This is a genomic window from Staphylococcus sp. HMSC055C03, assembly GCF_001809385.1.
GTDB lineage: Bacteria > Bacillota > Bacilli > Staphylococcales > Staphylococcaceae > Staphylococcus > Staphylococcus simulans.
Window position 1 is genome coordinate 116,042 of record NZ_KV797491.1, and the last position, 14,966, is coordinate 131,007.

General features: G+C 37.3%; 15 protein-coding genes. 3 read left to right on the forward strand and 12 right to left on the reverse strand.

The genetic code is table 11. The annotated features are described in order from the left end of the window. From HMPREF2603_RS05925 to HMPREF2603_RS05960, 8 genes are all read right to left on the reverse strand, one after another. Positions 1 to 1,080: an ABC transporter ATP-binding protein gene (locus HMPREF2603_RS05925; protein WP_057510357.1), complete on the reverse strand. Its 1,080-nt coding sequence runs from the start codon at positions 1,078 to 1,080 to the stop codon at positions 1 to 3. 13 nt (positions 1,081 to 1,093) lie between these two features. Beyond that, positions 1,094 to 1,633 (reverse strand): helix-turn-helix domain-containing protein, encoded by a 540-nt coding sequence (locus HMPREF2603_RS05930; protein WP_002480528.1) that lies wholly within the window; start codon positions 1,631 to 1,633, stop codon positions 1,094 to 1,096. Between the two features lie 124 nt (positions 1,634 to 1,757). Next, positions 1,758 to 2,033 carry a UPF0223 family protein gene (locus HMPREF2603_RS05935; protein ID WP_002480527.1) on the reverse strand — a complete coding sequence of 92 codons (276 nt, stop codon included), beginning with the start codon at positions 2,031 to 2,033 and terminating at the stop codon, positions 1,758 to 1,760. A gap of 117 nt (positions 2,034 to 2,150) precedes the next feature. Continuing rightward, the gene (gene lpdA, locus HMPREF2603_RS05940; protein WP_002480526.1) at positions 2,151 to 3,557 is read right to left on the reverse strand and encodes a dihydrolipoyl dehydrogenase; all 1,407 of its coding nucleotides are present in this window, start codon (positions 3,555 to 3,557) and stop codon (positions 2,151 to 2,153) included. Positions 3,558 to 3,560: 3 nt separating this feature from the next. After that, positions 3,561 to 4,877, reverse strand: coding sequence for a dihydrolipoamide acetyltransferase family protein (locus HMPREF2603_RS05945; RefSeq protein WP_002480525.1), 1,317 nt, complete (start codon positions 4,875 to 4,877; stop codon positions 3,561 to 3,563). Positions 4,878 to 5,217: 340 nt separating this feature from the next. After that, on the reverse strand, positions 5,218 to 6,195 hold the full coding sequence (locus tag HMPREF2603_RS05950; protein ID WP_002480524.1) for an alpha-ketoacid dehydrogenase subunit beta: 978 nt from the start codon (positions 6,193 to 6,195) through the stop codon (positions 5,218 to 5,220). Positions 6,196 to 6,198: 3 nt separating this feature from the next. Next, the gene (gene pdhA / locus HMPREF2603_RS05955; RefSeq protein WP_002480523.1) at positions 6,199 to 7,311 is read right to left on the reverse strand and encodes a pyruvate dehydrogenase (acetyl-transferring) E1 component subunit alpha; all 1,113 of its coding nucleotides are present in this window, start codon (positions 7,309 to 7,311) and stop codon (positions 6,199 to 6,201) included. Between the two features lie 169 nt (positions 7,312 to 7,480). Beyond that, positions 7,481 to 8,113, reverse strand: coding sequence for a YkyA family protein (locus tag HMPREF2603_RS05960; RefSeq protein WP_002480522.1), 633 nt, complete (start codon positions 8,111 to 8,113; stop codon positions 7,481 to 7,483). 124 nt (positions 8,114 to 8,237) lie between these two features. On the opposite strand from HMPREF2603_RS05960, the gene def reads away from it, so the two are divergent. Further along, positions 8,238 to 8,798 (forward strand): peptide deformylase, encoded by a 561-nt coding sequence (gene def, locus HMPREF2603_RS05965; protein WP_002480521.1) that lies wholly within the window; start codon positions 8,238 to 8,240, stop codon positions 8,796 to 8,798. Between the two features lie 60 nt (positions 8,799 to 8,858). Here def and HMPREF2603_RS05970 read toward each other — a convergent pair whose 3' ends face one another. Beyond that, positions 8,859 to 9,131, reverse strand: a complete 273-nt coding sequence (locus tag HMPREF2603_RS05970) for a hypothetical protein (RefSeq protein WP_002480520.1) — start codon at positions 9,129 to 9,131, stop codon at positions 8,859 to 8,861. A gap of 381 nt (positions 9,132 to 9,512) precedes the next feature. Between HMPREF2603_RS05970 and HMPREF2603_RS05975 the strand changes: the two genes are divergently transcribed. Both HMPREF2603_RS05975 and rnjA read left to right on the forward strand, forming a co-directional pair. After that, the gene (locus tag HMPREF2603_RS05975; protein ID WP_002480519.1) at positions 9,513 to 9,728 is read left to right on the forward strand and encodes a DNA-dependent RNA polymerase subunit epsilon; all 216 of its coding nucleotides are present in this window, start codon (positions 9,513 to 9,515) and stop codon (positions 9,726 to 9,728) included. Then, positions 9,728 to 11,653 (forward strand): ribonuclease J1, encoded by a 1,926-nt coding sequence (gene rnjA, locus HMPREF2603_RS05980; protein ID WP_060803906.1) that lies wholly within the window; start codon positions 9,728 to 9,730, stop codon positions 11,651 to 11,653. The genes HMPREF2603_RS05975 and rnjA overlap by 1 nt, the downstream gene beginning before the upstream one ends. Before the next feature lie 76 nt (positions 11,654 to 11,729). Here rnjA and HMPREF2603_RS05985 read toward each other — a convergent pair whose 3' ends face one another. The 3 genes from HMPREF2603_RS05985 to HMPREF2603_RS05995 all read right to left on the reverse strand — a co-directional run bounded on the left by HMPREF2603_RS05985 (position 11,730) and on the right by HMPREF2603_RS05995 (position 14,874). Beyond that, positions 11,730 to 12,389 (reverse strand): potassium channel family protein, encoded by a 660-nt coding sequence (locus tag HMPREF2603_RS05985; RefSeq protein ID WP_002480517.1) that lies wholly within the window; start codon positions 12,387 to 12,389, stop codon positions 11,730 to 11,732. 95 nt (positions 12,390 to 12,484) lie between these two features. After that, on the reverse strand, positions 12,485 to 13,522 hold the full coding sequence (locus HMPREF2603_RS05990; protein WP_002480516.1) for a cytochrome d ubiquinol oxidase subunit II: 1,038 nt from the start codon (positions 13,520 to 13,522) through the stop codon (positions 12,485 to 12,487). After that, the gene (locus tag HMPREF2603_RS05995; protein WP_060803905.1) at positions 13,519 to 14,874 is read right to left on the reverse strand and encodes a cytochrome ubiquinol oxidase subunit I; all 1,356 of its coding nucleotides are present in this window, start codon (positions 14,872 to 14,874) and stop codon (positions 13,519 to 13,521) included. Before HMPREF2603_RS05995 ends, HMPREF2603_RS05990 begins: the two co-directional genes overlap by 4 nt. Between the last annotated feature and the right edge of the window lie 92 nt (positions 14,875 to 14,966).

Below are 14,966 nucleotides of genomic sequence, written 5' to 3' on the forward strand. Positions count from 1 at the left end.
TTAGTCCTCATAACTTTCAATACGTTTATCAAATTCCGCTTCTGTTTCACCTGGCACCATGATATGAATCGCATCTGGTTCAAAATACAAACCGACTGTATCTCCAACCTTCGCTTTCTTTGTCGTTTGAATCATCCATTCATAACCTTCTTGGTCCTGACATGTGACTTCATAATGCACACCTCTAAACAAGGTAGACTTCACAACTGCTTTAAATAAACCTTGAGTTTGATTTGTAATTAAAATATCTTCAGGACGAATGACTACTTCGATTTTAGTCCCTTCAGGGATTCCCATATCCACACATTCAATTTCTTTATCATAAATATTTACTAAACGATCTCGCACCATCGTGCCTTCGATAATATTAGATTCACCGATAAAGTCAGCCACAAAGCGATTGACCGGTTCATCATAAATATTAATCGGTGTATCAAATTGTTGGATTTTACCTGCTTTGATAACCGCAATATAATCACTTAAGGCTAGTGCTTCTTCTTGATCATGTGTGACAAAGATAAATGTGATGCCTAAACGTTTTTGAAGTGCACGTAACTCATACTGCATTTCTGTACGCAACTTTAAATCTAAGGCAGATAGAGATTCATCTAACAATAAGATCTTAGGTTCATTCACAATGGCACGCGCAATGGCCACACGTTGTTTTTGTCCGCCACTCATTTCATCAATCGTACGTTGTTCATAACCTTCTAATTTTACGAGCTTCAACGCTTCAGCCACTTTCGATTTAATCGCTTTGTTTGATAGTTTTTTCAATTTCAAACCAAAAGCAATGTTTTCATACACATTTAAATGTGGAAATAACGCATAATCTTGAAAGACTGTGTTTACTTGACGTTTATTAGCTGGAATCCCATTGATATTACGGTTTCCGTATAATACGTCTCCTGAATCTGCTTGTTCAAAGCCTGCAATAATTTTTAAAATGGTTGTTTTACCACATCCCGAAGGACCTAGTAAGGTATAAAATTTTCCTTCTTCGAAATCAATAGAGATATCGTCTAAGATGGTTTTGCCATCGTATTGTTTACTCACTCCTAATAACGATAATAGCGACATATGTTCTTTCCTCCTATAAGTACGATGCAGTAACCACCATCATGGCTTTCGTTTCTGTATCAGTTTGATTAGACAACTGATGTTTATCATGTGCTTTAAAATAAAGCGCATCTCCTGCTTTGGCATGATAGACATGTTCTCCAAGTGTTAAAGTCAGCTCTCCTTCTAAACAATATATGAATGTATCTGAATCAGAAGGTTTAAAATTTTTATATGCAGTATGCGGATGTAATTGAATAAATAACGGTTCCATTTCAAATTCATTCGAACGGGCAATCGGCCACGTTAAAATATAACCTTCATCATATTCGTCATAGACCGTTTGTTCATCCTTTGGATACAACACCTTCTCAGCTTCTTTTTCTTTAAAAAAAGTCTCTGGTGATGTTCCGAGCACTTCTAATAATTGTAGAAAGGTTTCCATACTTGGTGAGGATTGTCCGCTTTCTATTTGTGAAATATAGCCTTTAGATAAATCTGTCCGCTCTGCTAATTCTTCTTGTGTCAGCTGTTTGATTTTACGTAAATTACGTAATTTCAATCCAATATTCATGAATGACCTCACTCTCTTGCTTAAAAAATGACATAAAAAAAGCACAGTTCTGTTTAGTATTAGTAAACTTTAAGTTTAACGCTTACTAAAAATAACAGAACTGCACCTGATTTACAATATAATTTTAATCATTTGCACTAAATTTTTTAGTTTCAGTTTCGTTTTTGATACGTTTGATCGCACGATAGCTATTATAGCCGCTGCCTTTTTCAAAATCATCTAAGATATTCTTCTCATCTGCTTTACCTGGAACGACCTTTTTAAAGTTGCGATAAGCATTCATAAAGTCATCTCTGTCGACTTGACGTTCATAATAATCTTCAACACGATTAAAGAAATGAATCACATCTATCATTTCTTCTTGAGACCAATCGACATCAATAGGATATTGATATTCCATATATATTCCTCCTATCTATTTGATTTCAGCCATATTATAACATGTATGATAAAAAAACCGCCGAGCTTAAAAGCCCGACGGTTTCAGTTTATATGCTTATTCTAATGTTGGGTGTTATTACATAGTGTGGATTGGTAATCCAAGTGCTTTTTCAGCTGCTTCCATGCTCATTTCACCTAATGTTGGGTGAGCATGTACTGTTAATGCGATATCTTCAGCATTCATACCAGCTTCAATTGCTAGACCTAATTCAGAGATGATGTCAGAAGCACCTGCACCAACAATTTGTGCACCTACTAATGTGTCATCTTCTTTAAGTGTGATCAATTTAACGAAACCAGTAGTATCGTTTAATGATAACGCACGGCCGTTTGCTGCGTAAGGGAATTTAGAAGCTTTATATTCTAAACCTTCTTCTTTCGCTTGCGCTTCAGAAAGACCTACTGTTGCGATTTCTGGTTCAGTGAAGCATACTGCAGGCATACCGATGTAATCAACTGCTGATTTTTCACCAGAGATTGCTTCAGCTGCTACTTTACCTTCATAGCTTGCTTTATGAGCAAGTGGTAAACCAGGAACGATATCACCGATAGCATAGATGTTATCAAGTGAAGTACGGCTTTGTTCGTCAACTTCTAATAAACCGCGGTCTGCGAATTTAAGACCTAATTCTTCAAGACCCATTTCATCAGTGTTTGGACGACGACCTACTGTAACTAATACGTAATCAGCGTCGATTGTTTTTTCTTCGCCTTTAGCTTCGTAAGTTACTTTAACGCCGTTTTCTGTTTCTTCAGCAGATTTAGCCATTGCTTCAGTAACAATTTCCATACCTTTTTCTTTCATTTTTTTCTTAACAGGTTGTGTTAATTGTTTTTCGAAACCGCCTAAGATATCTTTAGCGCCTTCTAAGATAGTAACTTCTGTACCGAAGTTCGCAAATGCTGTACCTAATTCAGAACCGATGTAACCGCCACCTACAACAACTAATTTCTTAGGTGCTTCTTGTAAGTTTAACGCACCAGTTGAATCGATTACGCGTTCGCCGAATTTGAAATTAGGAATTTCAATCGGTCTAGAACCTGTTGCGATAATCGCATGTTTGAAGTTGTAAGTTTGAGCGCTTTTTTCGTCCATTACACGTAAGCTGTTTTTGTCGTGGAAGTAAGCTTCACCTTTGACAATTTCAATTTTGTTTCCTTTTAATAGACCTTCAACGCCGCCTGTTAATTTGTTAACTACAGACTTTTTGAACTCTTGAACTTTTTCGAATTTAAGTTCAACGTCTTTAGCGATGATACCTAGATCTTCAGAGTTTTTAGACTCTTGGAATACGTGTGATACGTGTAATAACGCTTTAGATGGGATACATCCTACGTTAAGACATACACCGCCTAATTCGCCTTTCTCAACGATTGTCACTTTTTGACCTAATTGTGCTGCGCGGATTGCGGCAACATAACCGCCAGGACCTGCTCCGATTACAATAGTATCTGTTTCAATTGGAAAATCACCAACTACCATGTTTTACCCCTCCATTAATAATAATTCTGGATTATTTAATAAACGTTTGATGTGGTTCATTGCGTTTTGACCAGTAGCTCCGTCAATTTGTCTGTGGTCAAAGCTTAATGATAATGCTAATACAGGTGCTGCAACAATTTCCCCATCCTTAACAATAGGTTTTTGTGCAATACGACCAATACCCAAGATAGCAACTTCTGGGTGATTGATTACTGGTGTGAACCATTGGCCGCCTGCTGAACCGATGTTACTGATTGTGCATGATGCACCTTTCATTTCGTCAGAAGTCAATTTACCGTCACGTGCTTTAACAGCAAGTTCGTTAATTTCATCTGAGATTTCGAACATTGATTTACGATCAGCATGTTTAACAACCGGTACTAATAAACCGCGGTCTGTATCTGCAGCGATACCGATGTTCCAGTAGTGTTTGTGTACTACTTCACCGTTTGCATCATCAAATTCAGTATTTAATGCTGGGTATTTCTTAAGTGCTGATACTAATGCTTTAACAACATATGGTAAGAATGTTAATTTAGTACCTTGTTCCGCAGCAATTTCTTTGAATTTCTTACGGTGATCCCATAATGCTTGAACTTCCACTTCGTCCATTAATGTTACGTGAGGCGCAGTGTGTTTAGAGTTAACCATTGCTTTCGCAATCGCTTTACGCATTGCAGGGATTTTTTCACGAGTTTCTGGGTATTCGCCTTCAGCTGATACTGGTGCTGCAGCTGTTTCTTGTGATGCTGCTGCTTCAGTTGCTGGAGCTTCGCTAGTTTCTGCACTTGGTGCATCTCCGCTTAAGTAAGCTTCAACGTCAGCTTTAGTGATACGGCCGTTTTTACCAGAACCTTGAACTGCTTTGATATTTACATTATTTTCACGTGCAAATTTACGTACAGAAGGCATTGCTTTAACTCTTCTGTTTTCATCTACTTCTTCGTCAGCAGCTGGTGCTACGTTTGAAGTATCTTGTTCTGAAACTGATTGTGCTTGATCTTTAGTTTCTTCTTGGCCTGCATCTTCTTCTTGAGCAGAATCGTTACTGTGTCCGCCTTTGAATGACATTTCTTCAGCGTCTGGAGAATCAATTTTGATAATTGTGTCGCCAACGACTGCTACAGTTCCTTCTTCTACAACAACTTCTTCGATTGTACCGTTAACTGGAGAAGGGATTTCTACAACAGATTTGTCGTTTTGTACTTCACATAGAATATCGTCTTCTTGGATTTCGTCTCCAGCTTTTACAAACCACTTAACAATTTCACCTTCGTGGATACCTTCACCAATATCGGGTAATTTAAATTCAAATGCCACGTTCTTGTCCTCCTAAAAGTCAATTTAAGTCACATAAACCAGCACAAAACAATTGATTAAAACAAAAGTGTCTTCAAGTCTGTACATAAGCCTTGATTAAACTACTGATAATATAATCAATTTGATGTTCTAGTTTATAGTTTGACATAAAACTTGATTTCGTTTCAATGAAATCTATCTTCAATTTATTTTTACTACTTCATAACAAACCATTTGCCCTTGCAAAGTACATGAGATCGCAAGAGCAAATTTGGTTGTCTGACTTATGGAAAGCTGAAGTGTTGCTTCAACTATACCCATAAGTTCATTTAAATATGCCGACTCACGCTCTATTAAACAATTAGAAGTTTAAAGTAGCTTTTGCAGATTCGACGATATCGTTTTTGTTTGGTAACCAAACATTTTCCGCTTCAGTAAACGGATAAACAGTATCTGCTGCTGCAACACGTGCAATCGGAGCTTCTAATGAAAGGATTGTGCGCTCAGATAGTTCAGCTGCTACTTGTGCACCTACGCCAGCTTGACGTTGTGCTTCTTGAACTACTACTGCACGGCCAGTTTTTTCAACTGAAGCTACTAATGTATCGAAATCGATTGGTTGTACTGTACGTAAGTCGATAACTTCCGCTGATACACCATCTTTTTCAAGTTCTTCCGCTGCTTTTAATGATTCTTGAACCATTGCACCGTAAGCGATAATTGTGATGTCATCGCCTTCTTTTTTAACGTTCGCTTTACCAAGTTCAATTGTGTATTCCTCTTCAGGAACTTCTTCACGGAATGAACGGTATAATTTCATGTGCTCTAAATATACAACTGGGTCATTGCTTCTGATTGCAGAAATCAATAAACCTTTTGCATCATATGGGTTAGATGGGATAACTACTGTTAATCCTGGTGATTGTGCCAAGATACCTTCTAAGTTATCTGCGTGTAATTCTGGTGTGTGTACACCACCACCGAATGGCGCACGGATTGTAACAGGTGCAGTTTTTGTGTTACCTGAACGGAATCTTGTACGTGCAATTTGACCTGCAACAGAGTCAAATACTTCGAATACGAAACCTAAGAATTGGATTTCCATTACTGGACGGTAACCTTCTACCGTTAATCCAAGTGCTAAACCGCCGATACCTGATTCAGCAAGCGGAGTATCGAATACACGATCTTCACCGAATTCTTTTTGCAGACCTTCCGTTACACGGAATACGCCACCGTTAACACCAACGTCTTCACCAAAAAGCAAAACATTTTCATCGTTTTGAAGTTCAGTTTTAAGTGCGTTGTTAATCGCTTGTACCATTGTCATTTGTGCCATGGCTTACTTCGACTCCTTCTCTTTGTAAATTTCATACTGTTCTTTTAAGTTTTGAGGCATATCTTCGTACATGATTTCCATCAAGTCAGTAACAGTTTGTTTTTCAACTTTATCAGCTGCTTTAATTGCAGTTTTGATTTCGTCTTTTGCACGTTCGATTACTTCGTTTTCTTTTTCTTCATTCCATAAGCCTTTAGCTTCTAAGAATGCTCTGAAACGAACTAATGGGTCTTTTTTCTCCCAATCAGAATCTTCATCTGAAGTTCTGTAACGTGTTGGGTCATCCCCAGCCATTGTATGTGGACCATAACGGTAAGTCATAGTTTCAATTAATGTTGGGCCTTCACCGTTAACTGCACGATCACGTGCTTCTTTAGTTGCTTGATATACAGCTAATGGGTCCATACCGTCAACTTGAATACCAGGGATACCTACTGCGATTGCTTTTTGAGCTAATGTGATTGCAGCTGTTTGCTTGCTTCTTGGTGTCGAAATCGCGTAGTTGTTGTTTTGAATTACAAAGATTGCCGGCACTTTATAAGCCGAAGCAAAGTTAATACCTTCGTAGAAGTCACCTTGTGATGAACCGCCGTCACCTGTATAAGTGATAGCTACTGCTTTTTTACCGCGTTTTTTAAGACCTAATGCAACACCGGCAGTTTGAATATATTGTGCACCGATGATGATTTGAGGACTGAATGCGTTTACACCTTCAGGGAATTGGTTTCCTTTAAAGTGTCCTCTTGAGAATAAGAATGCTTCTGTAAGTGGTAAACCGTGCCAAATGATTTGTGGAACATCACGGTAACCTGGAAGAATCCAGTCTTCTTTCTCTAATGCATATTGTGAAGCTAGTTGTGAAGCTTCTTGACCAGCTGTTGGTGCGTAGAAGCCTAAACGTCCTTGTCTGTTTAAAGAAACAGAACGTTGGTCTAGGACACGAGTCCATACCATTCTTTCCATTAATTCAACTAATTGCTCATCAGTTAAATCAGGTACTAAGTCTTCATTCACTACTTTACCATTTTCGTCCAATACTTGGACCATCTTAAATTGTGCTTCAGTATCTTTCAATACTTGCTCAGCGTCGAATTGGGCTTGTAACTTCGGAGCCATTCAATTCACCATACCTTTCCCGTATAATAGAAAATTCATTTCATCCATAAATTAGTATAGCATAGTTTTGTATAACTGTTAAATGAATTGTAAAACTTCTGTATCACTTGTGTTAAGTACAGTTATAAGACCTGTACCAGTCATTATACTAAAACTGTATCAGTGTTGTTTATTTGATTTGTTGAGCCGCTTCCATTTGTTTTCCGCGCTCGTCACGAGTTTTGCTATATTTTTTAATTTTGTCATTTACCTCTTTATAAGAGTCGTCAATTGCTTTTGTTTTTTCATCAATCTGTGATTGTTCTGCTTGACCGTTAGTTTTTACAATGTATTCAAATAAATCTTTTTCTTTGTCTAAACTATTGTTGTAAGCTTTCGCATATTCATCATGCGCTTTATAGTTTTTCTCAAATGCTTTGTTTGTTTTTTCTATGCCGGATCTTCTTTTATCGTTTCTAATATCCTTTGTCCGCTTTTTAGCCTCTTCAAACTTTTTCTCAGATGCATCAAAAGCTTTTTCTTCTTTTTTAAATTCATCTTTACGTTCATTTACATTACTTACAATATCTTTAGAAGTTTTTACAACCTTCTGTGTATCTTTACCGTTGATTTTCTTAGCTAAATCATTTTTCTCGTTTGTAAGTTTATTTAGTTTTTCACCGACTTTTACGGCTTCGTCTTCTTTTTGTACGGCTTCTTTCAGTGTCTTGTTGTACTCTTTAATCTGATGGCTGTCTGTTGAACAAGCACCTAATAATAGAGAGGATGCAATCACTAAACCAAATGTGCTTTTAATTTTCATGCTTCAAATTACCTCCTTGGGGATTTCAATAATGATGTTAATTAATTTTAAGCGATTTCGCAAATACTTTTCTGTTCTATCCAGAAGTTTTTTGTTATATTTTATAATAAGGACGGTGTATGACATGATTACTATGAAAGATATAATCAGAGACGGACATCCGACACTTCGTGAAAAAGCTGAAGAAGTTAAATTTCCTTTATCAGATGAAGATCGTAATAAAATCAAAGAAATGCATGAATTCTTAGTCAATAGTCAAGATGATGAAATTGCACGTAAATACAATTTACGTTCAGGTGTAGGTATTGCTGCACCACAACTTAACATTTCAAAGCGTATGCTTGCTGTGCACTTGCCAGATGATGGTAACGGCAAATCATACGAGTTAATGTTAATCAATCCGAAAATCGTCAGCTACAGTGTACAAGAAGCATACTTGCCTACAGGTGAAGGCTGCTTAAGTGTAGATGAAGATATTCCAGGACTTGTGCATCGCCATCATCGTATTACAGTTAAAGCTAAAGATATTGATGGCAATGATATCAACTTACGACTTAAAGGCTATATTGCTATTGTTGTACAACATGAAATCGATCATTTAGACGGTATTATGTTCTATGACCACATTGATAAAGAAAATCCACTTCAACCTCACGAAGATGCTATCCGTCTGTTTGATGAATAAACATAAATTGAGAGGTCGCATAAAGTGGCCTCTTTTTTTGTATACACTGCTATTTCCTTATTATATGAAGATATCTTTACGACAATGATACGTAACATTTAAACGTTCTAAACCTTCTTTAAGTTCAGGCAGCATACTTTTATCCACCCACTCTGGATCATGGTTATGTCGTATAAAATGATGATTATCTGAGACATTATCTACAACTTCTTCGTATTCAAAGAACATCACGATTTCTTTCCCACGCTTTTCAAACAAAATACCTTGAAACAATTTATCTCGTCTTTCCTTTTCTCTTTTTACATCTTCAATAATTCTTTTAGCCTTACTCATTTTCCTCACCTGCTTTTAGTCACTAAATCATTGGACCCGCTTCGTTTTCTCTTTTATATATTTTACCACACTTATTTTGACTTTCTCTTTTTGATAAACATTCCCCTAGCTTTCCTTGTCGCTAAGTAAAACCGCTTTATTTATTGAATTACATCATGTAAAATAAATAATAACTGTATATGTATGGAGAAATCTTCATGCATGACTAACTAGAACGTCATTTATAACAAACCTAGCAAACATACTGGGCAGTTAAGCTGGTATGTTGTATTTATTTTAAGAAAGAACACAATGATGAAACAAACCACAAAGAATAAACTAGGCTTGTATGAACAATAAATTAAAACAACTGAACATATTTTTAGGAGGAAACAATATATTATGGCAATTTACAAAGTATTTTATCAAGACGACAGAGCAGAAGTAATCGTGCGTGAGAACACACAAACGATTTACGTAGAAGGAAATTCAGAAGAAGAAGTAAGAAAATATCTGAAAGACCGTAATTACAATATCGAGTTCATTACTAAATTAGAGGGCGCACATTTAGAATATGAACAAAAATCTCCAGACTATCAAGTGGAGCATATCCAATAATGAAACAACTCAAAAATAATGAGGTCGGTGTATACGCAATCGGCGGTCTCGGCGAGATCGGTAAAAATACGTATGCAGTGGAGTATAAGGATGAAATCGTCCTAATCGATGCGGGTATCAAATTCCCAGACGACAATCTATTAGGTATCGATTATGTCATCCCGGATTACTCATATCTTGTTCAAAACAAAGATAAAATTATCGGCCTATTTATTACCCACGGACACGAAGACCATATCGGCGGTGTGCCCTTCTTATTAAAAGAACTTAACGTACCGATTTATGGCGGTCCTTTAGCACTTGGGTTAATCAGAAACAAATTAGAAGAACATCATTTATTAAGAACAGCTGAATTGAATGAAATTACAGAAGACAGCGTCATCAAGTCAAAACACTTCAATGTTTCATTCTATTTAACAACACACAGTATTCCAGAAGCATACGGTGTTATCGTTGGAACACCTGAAGGTAATATTGTACACACGGGTGACTTCAAATTTGATTTCACACCTGTCGGTACACCAGCTAATATTGCGAAAATGGCGAAACTCGGTGAAGAAGGCGTTTTAGCCCTTTTATCTGATTCAACGAACTCACTCGTTCCAAACTTTACTTTAAGTGAACGTGAAGTCGGCCAAAACGTCGATAAAATCTTCCGTAAATGTACAGGAAGAATTATCTTTGCGACATTCGCATCTAATATTTACCGTGTTCAACAAGCTGTAGAAGCTGCGATTAAATATAACCGTAAAATTTTAGTATTCGGCCGTTCAATGGAAAACAACATTAAAATTGGTATGGAGCTCGGTTATATCAAAGCGCCACCTGAAACATTTATCGAACCAAGCAAAATCAACTCTGTTCCTAAACATGAACTCTTGATTTTATGTACAGGTTCTCAAGGTGAACCGATGGCTGCGTTATCACGTATCGCAAACGGTACACACAAACAAATTAAAATTATTCCTGAAGATACAGTCGTCTTCAGTTCATCACCTATCCCAGGTAATACGAAAAGTATCAACCGCACAATTAATGCTTTATATCGTGCAGGCGCTGATGTTATTCACAGCAAGATTTCAAACATCCATACTTCAGGTCACGGTTCTCAAGGCGATCAACAATTAATGTTACGCTTAATCCGTCCGAAGTATTTCATGCCGATTCATGGTGAATACCGTATGTTGAAAGCACATGCGCAAACTGGCGTTGAGTGCGGTGTAAATGAAGACAACATCTTTATTTTCGATAATGGTGATGTCTTAGCCCTAACAAGAGATTCAGCACGTAAAGCTGGACGTATTCCTTCTGGCGATGTATTGGTAGATGGAAGCGGTATCGGTGATATCGGTAATGTAGTCATCCGTGACCGTAAATTACTATCTGAAGAAGGTTTAGTAATTGTCGTTGTAAGTATCGACTTCAACACAAACACATTACTTTCAGGTCCAGATATCATCTCACGTGGTTTCGTTTATATGCGCGAATCTGGTCACTTGATTTACGATGCACAACGTAAGATCAAAACTGAAGTCATTTCTAAGTTGAACCAAAACAAAGACATTCAGTGGCATCAAATCAAATCATCAATCATTGAGACATTACAACCTTACCTGTTTGAAAAAACAGCACGTAAACCAATGATTTTACCAGTGATTATGAAGGTCAATGAGAACGGTGAACAAATCACACCGACGAAAAAACCTAAATCATCTAGACCTAAACGTACAAATAAAAAACAAAACCCAAAACAAAATCAAGAACCAAAACAACACAATAGTAAAGAAAATCATAAGCATGCGACAAACAAACGTCCTTCAAATAATGGTCAGAAAAACCGTAAACCAAGAAATCATAAACCACACCATAAAAAAGAAGGCAACGCTAAACCAAAACAACACGAAGAAAAGTCTAAACAAGACTAAGCTCCTATAAATTAAAGATAAATATAGGAAAAGCACATTCCACGCGGAATGTGCTTTTTGTTTGTATAAGGTTGTGTTAGTGGACAAGTTTTTTCTCGAAGCGATTTAAGTCGTTGTCGTGTCCAATCATAATTAAGATATCGCCAAGTTCAATATTCATATTCGGATCTGGAGAAATAATAACATCTTTATCACGTTTAATCGCGATAATATTGATACCGAAGTTTGCACGGATATCTAAATCTACAATCGTTTGACCCGCAATACGTTCATTCGCTTTGGCTTCAACAATTGAATATTCATCCGCAAGTTCCAAGTAATCCAAGACACTGGCACTCGCAATATTATGCGCAATTCGACGTCCCATATCTCGTTCAGGATGGACAACTAAGTCAGCACCGATTTTATTTAAAATCTTCGCATGGTAATCGTTTTGGGCTTTCGCAATAACCTTCTTAACGCCTAATTCCTTAAGAATCAGAGTTGTCAAAGTACTCGTTTGAATATTTTCACCAATCGCCACAATGACTTGATCAAAGTTACGAATCCCTAAACTTTTCATTACCGCTTCATCTGTTGTATCTGCGACTACCGCATGTGTCGCGATTTCACTATACTCATTTACGCGGGCTTCACTTAAGTCGATAGCCATCACGTCCATGCCTAACGCATTTAATTCTCGGACTATACTGCCGCCGAAACGACCTAACCCTATCACAACGAATTCTTTTTCCATTTCTCTTACAACCTCCGCAAAAATAAAGATGAGACAAGGCTCTGTTCAATCATAGACAACCTATGATTGTGCCTCGCCTCACCTTAGACTTAATATTAATAATAACCTTCATCATTCTTACCTTCAACATAATCTTTGTTGAAGATGAATAATCTCATTAAGAAAATCAGTGATGGAACAAGCATCAATAATCCAACGACCGCCGCAATGGTTAAGGCCCATGCCATCGGGTCATCTGTTTTGTGAATGTCTCCATTGATATATGGATACAAGATGTATGGCCATTTACTTAAACCATAACCTGTCACGGCTGTAGCCATTTGAATCACAACTAACATAAATGCTGTTCCCGGTGATTTTTTCATTATAGATAAAATCCAAGCTGCTAACAAGCATAATATACTGATTAAGAATAACCACCAGTATTGATTAACCGCAACATCAAAGTGTTGCTTGTTTTGACTGCGTAATGTGATGAAAGTAAATAATGATACTAAAGCCATCGGAGGACCCCAGAAAACAAACCACATACGAATAATATTATAGGCCTTCATGTTTTCTGCTTTACGCGCATAATACGCAAGGAATCCTGATGAAATATACATTACTGAAACTAAAGCTAAGAATACAACTGCCCACGCAAATGGACTAAAGAATAAATCTAACCAATTTAAATCGACACCTGTACCTGAGCTTGTTTTATGAATATAGCCGCCTTCTGAGATAACAAGTCCCATACTTAATGCAGCCGGAATGAATAATCCAGATACACTATGCAAGACGAGCCAAGAGAATTTCGAATCTGGTCCATAGTTTTGGAATGCATAGAAACTACCGCGAATCGTAAGTAAGATTAAAGCGATAGATCCTGGCACTAACAGAACCGAACCATAATAGTACGCGAAATCTGGGAAGAAACCGACAATTCCTACGGTAAAGAATACTAAGAATACGTTTGTGACTTCCCAAATCGGGTTCAGATAACGACCGATAATCGGTACTAATGTGCTTTCAGTACCTCTTAATTTCGATTGTAAAATGAAGATACCTGCACCAAAGTCAATTGAAGCAATAACGATATACAAGAATAAGAACAGATACAAAACGATCATTCCAAATGCTGTAATACTCATGATGCTTCACCTCGGCTCTCTTCTAATTTTTCCACATCTTTATATGGCGGGTTATTCTTGAACATACGGATTAATACATATGCTGCAGTGAATAAGATGATGAAGTATACGACACCAAATGCGATGGTAACACCTGGTAAACCGCCTGCATGTGTAGCTGCTTCAGACACTCTCATGTAACCTCTTAAAATCCAAGGTTGACGGCCCATTTCTGTTAGGAACCATCCGAACTCAATCGCAAGCATAGCTGCAGGACCTGTTAATAATATGCCATACAGCAATATTTTGTGTGTTGAGAACTTATGCCATTTCTTAACTAGTCGTGTTAAGACATAAATACCTGAAACAACGAAACAGAAGATACCGCTTGTCACCATTAAGTCAAAGAAGTAATGGACAATTAACGGCGGCTGTTCATTTTTAGGGAATTCATTTAATCCTTCAACTTCTGTATTGATATTGTTGTCAGATAAGAAGCTGAGTAATGCTGGAATTTTAATCGCACCATGCACTTCTTGATTTTTCTCATCTAGTACACCAAACAGAACTAAGTCTGCACGTTTTTCAGTATCATAATGCCATTCATATGCTGCTAGTTTTTCAGGTTGTTCATTGTGTAAGAACTTCGCTGATAAGTCCCCAGCAAGCATAGAACCTAGTGTAAAGACTAAACCGACAATCATAGTCAGTTTCAATGCTTTCTTATGATATTCTCTGTCTTTTTCAAATTTATTTTTCAATAATTTAAATGCTGCAATCGCCGCTAAAATAAAGGCCATTGTCATAATTGCTGTAGTAATTACGTGGAAGGCTCTGACACCAAATGATGAGTTGAACATTGCTGCTACTGGATCAACATGAATCATTTTGCCGTTTTTCAATTGGAAACCTTCAGGCGTATTCATAAATGAGTTCACTGATGTGATGAAGAAGGCAGATAATGTACCGCCTAATACCACTGGAATACTCATAATCAAATGTGTCCATTTGTTTTTGAATCGTTCCCAAGTGTAGAAATAAATACTAAGGAAAATTGCTTCAAAGAAGAATGCGAAGACTTCCATGAATAATGGCAAGGCAATCACGTGTCCTGCAATCTTCATAAATTGTGGCCAAAGCAATGACAGCTGCAACTCGATAATCGTACCTGTTACAACCCCTACCGCAACAGTTACCGCATAACCTTTGGCCCATCTCTTAGCTAATGTAATATATTTTGCGTCATTTCTTTTAACACCAAGAAATTCAGCAATTGCGAACATAAGCGGCATCCCCACACCGATAGTCGCGAAGATAATATGCACAGCTAAGGTCATGGCAGTTAAAAATCTGCTCAGTTCTACTGCTTCCATAATATCACCCTGTTTTTCTCTATATTTTTGTTACTGTCTAATGCCCGCAACGTCTCAGATGAAATGTGGAGGAAATTGTTTACACAAAATCC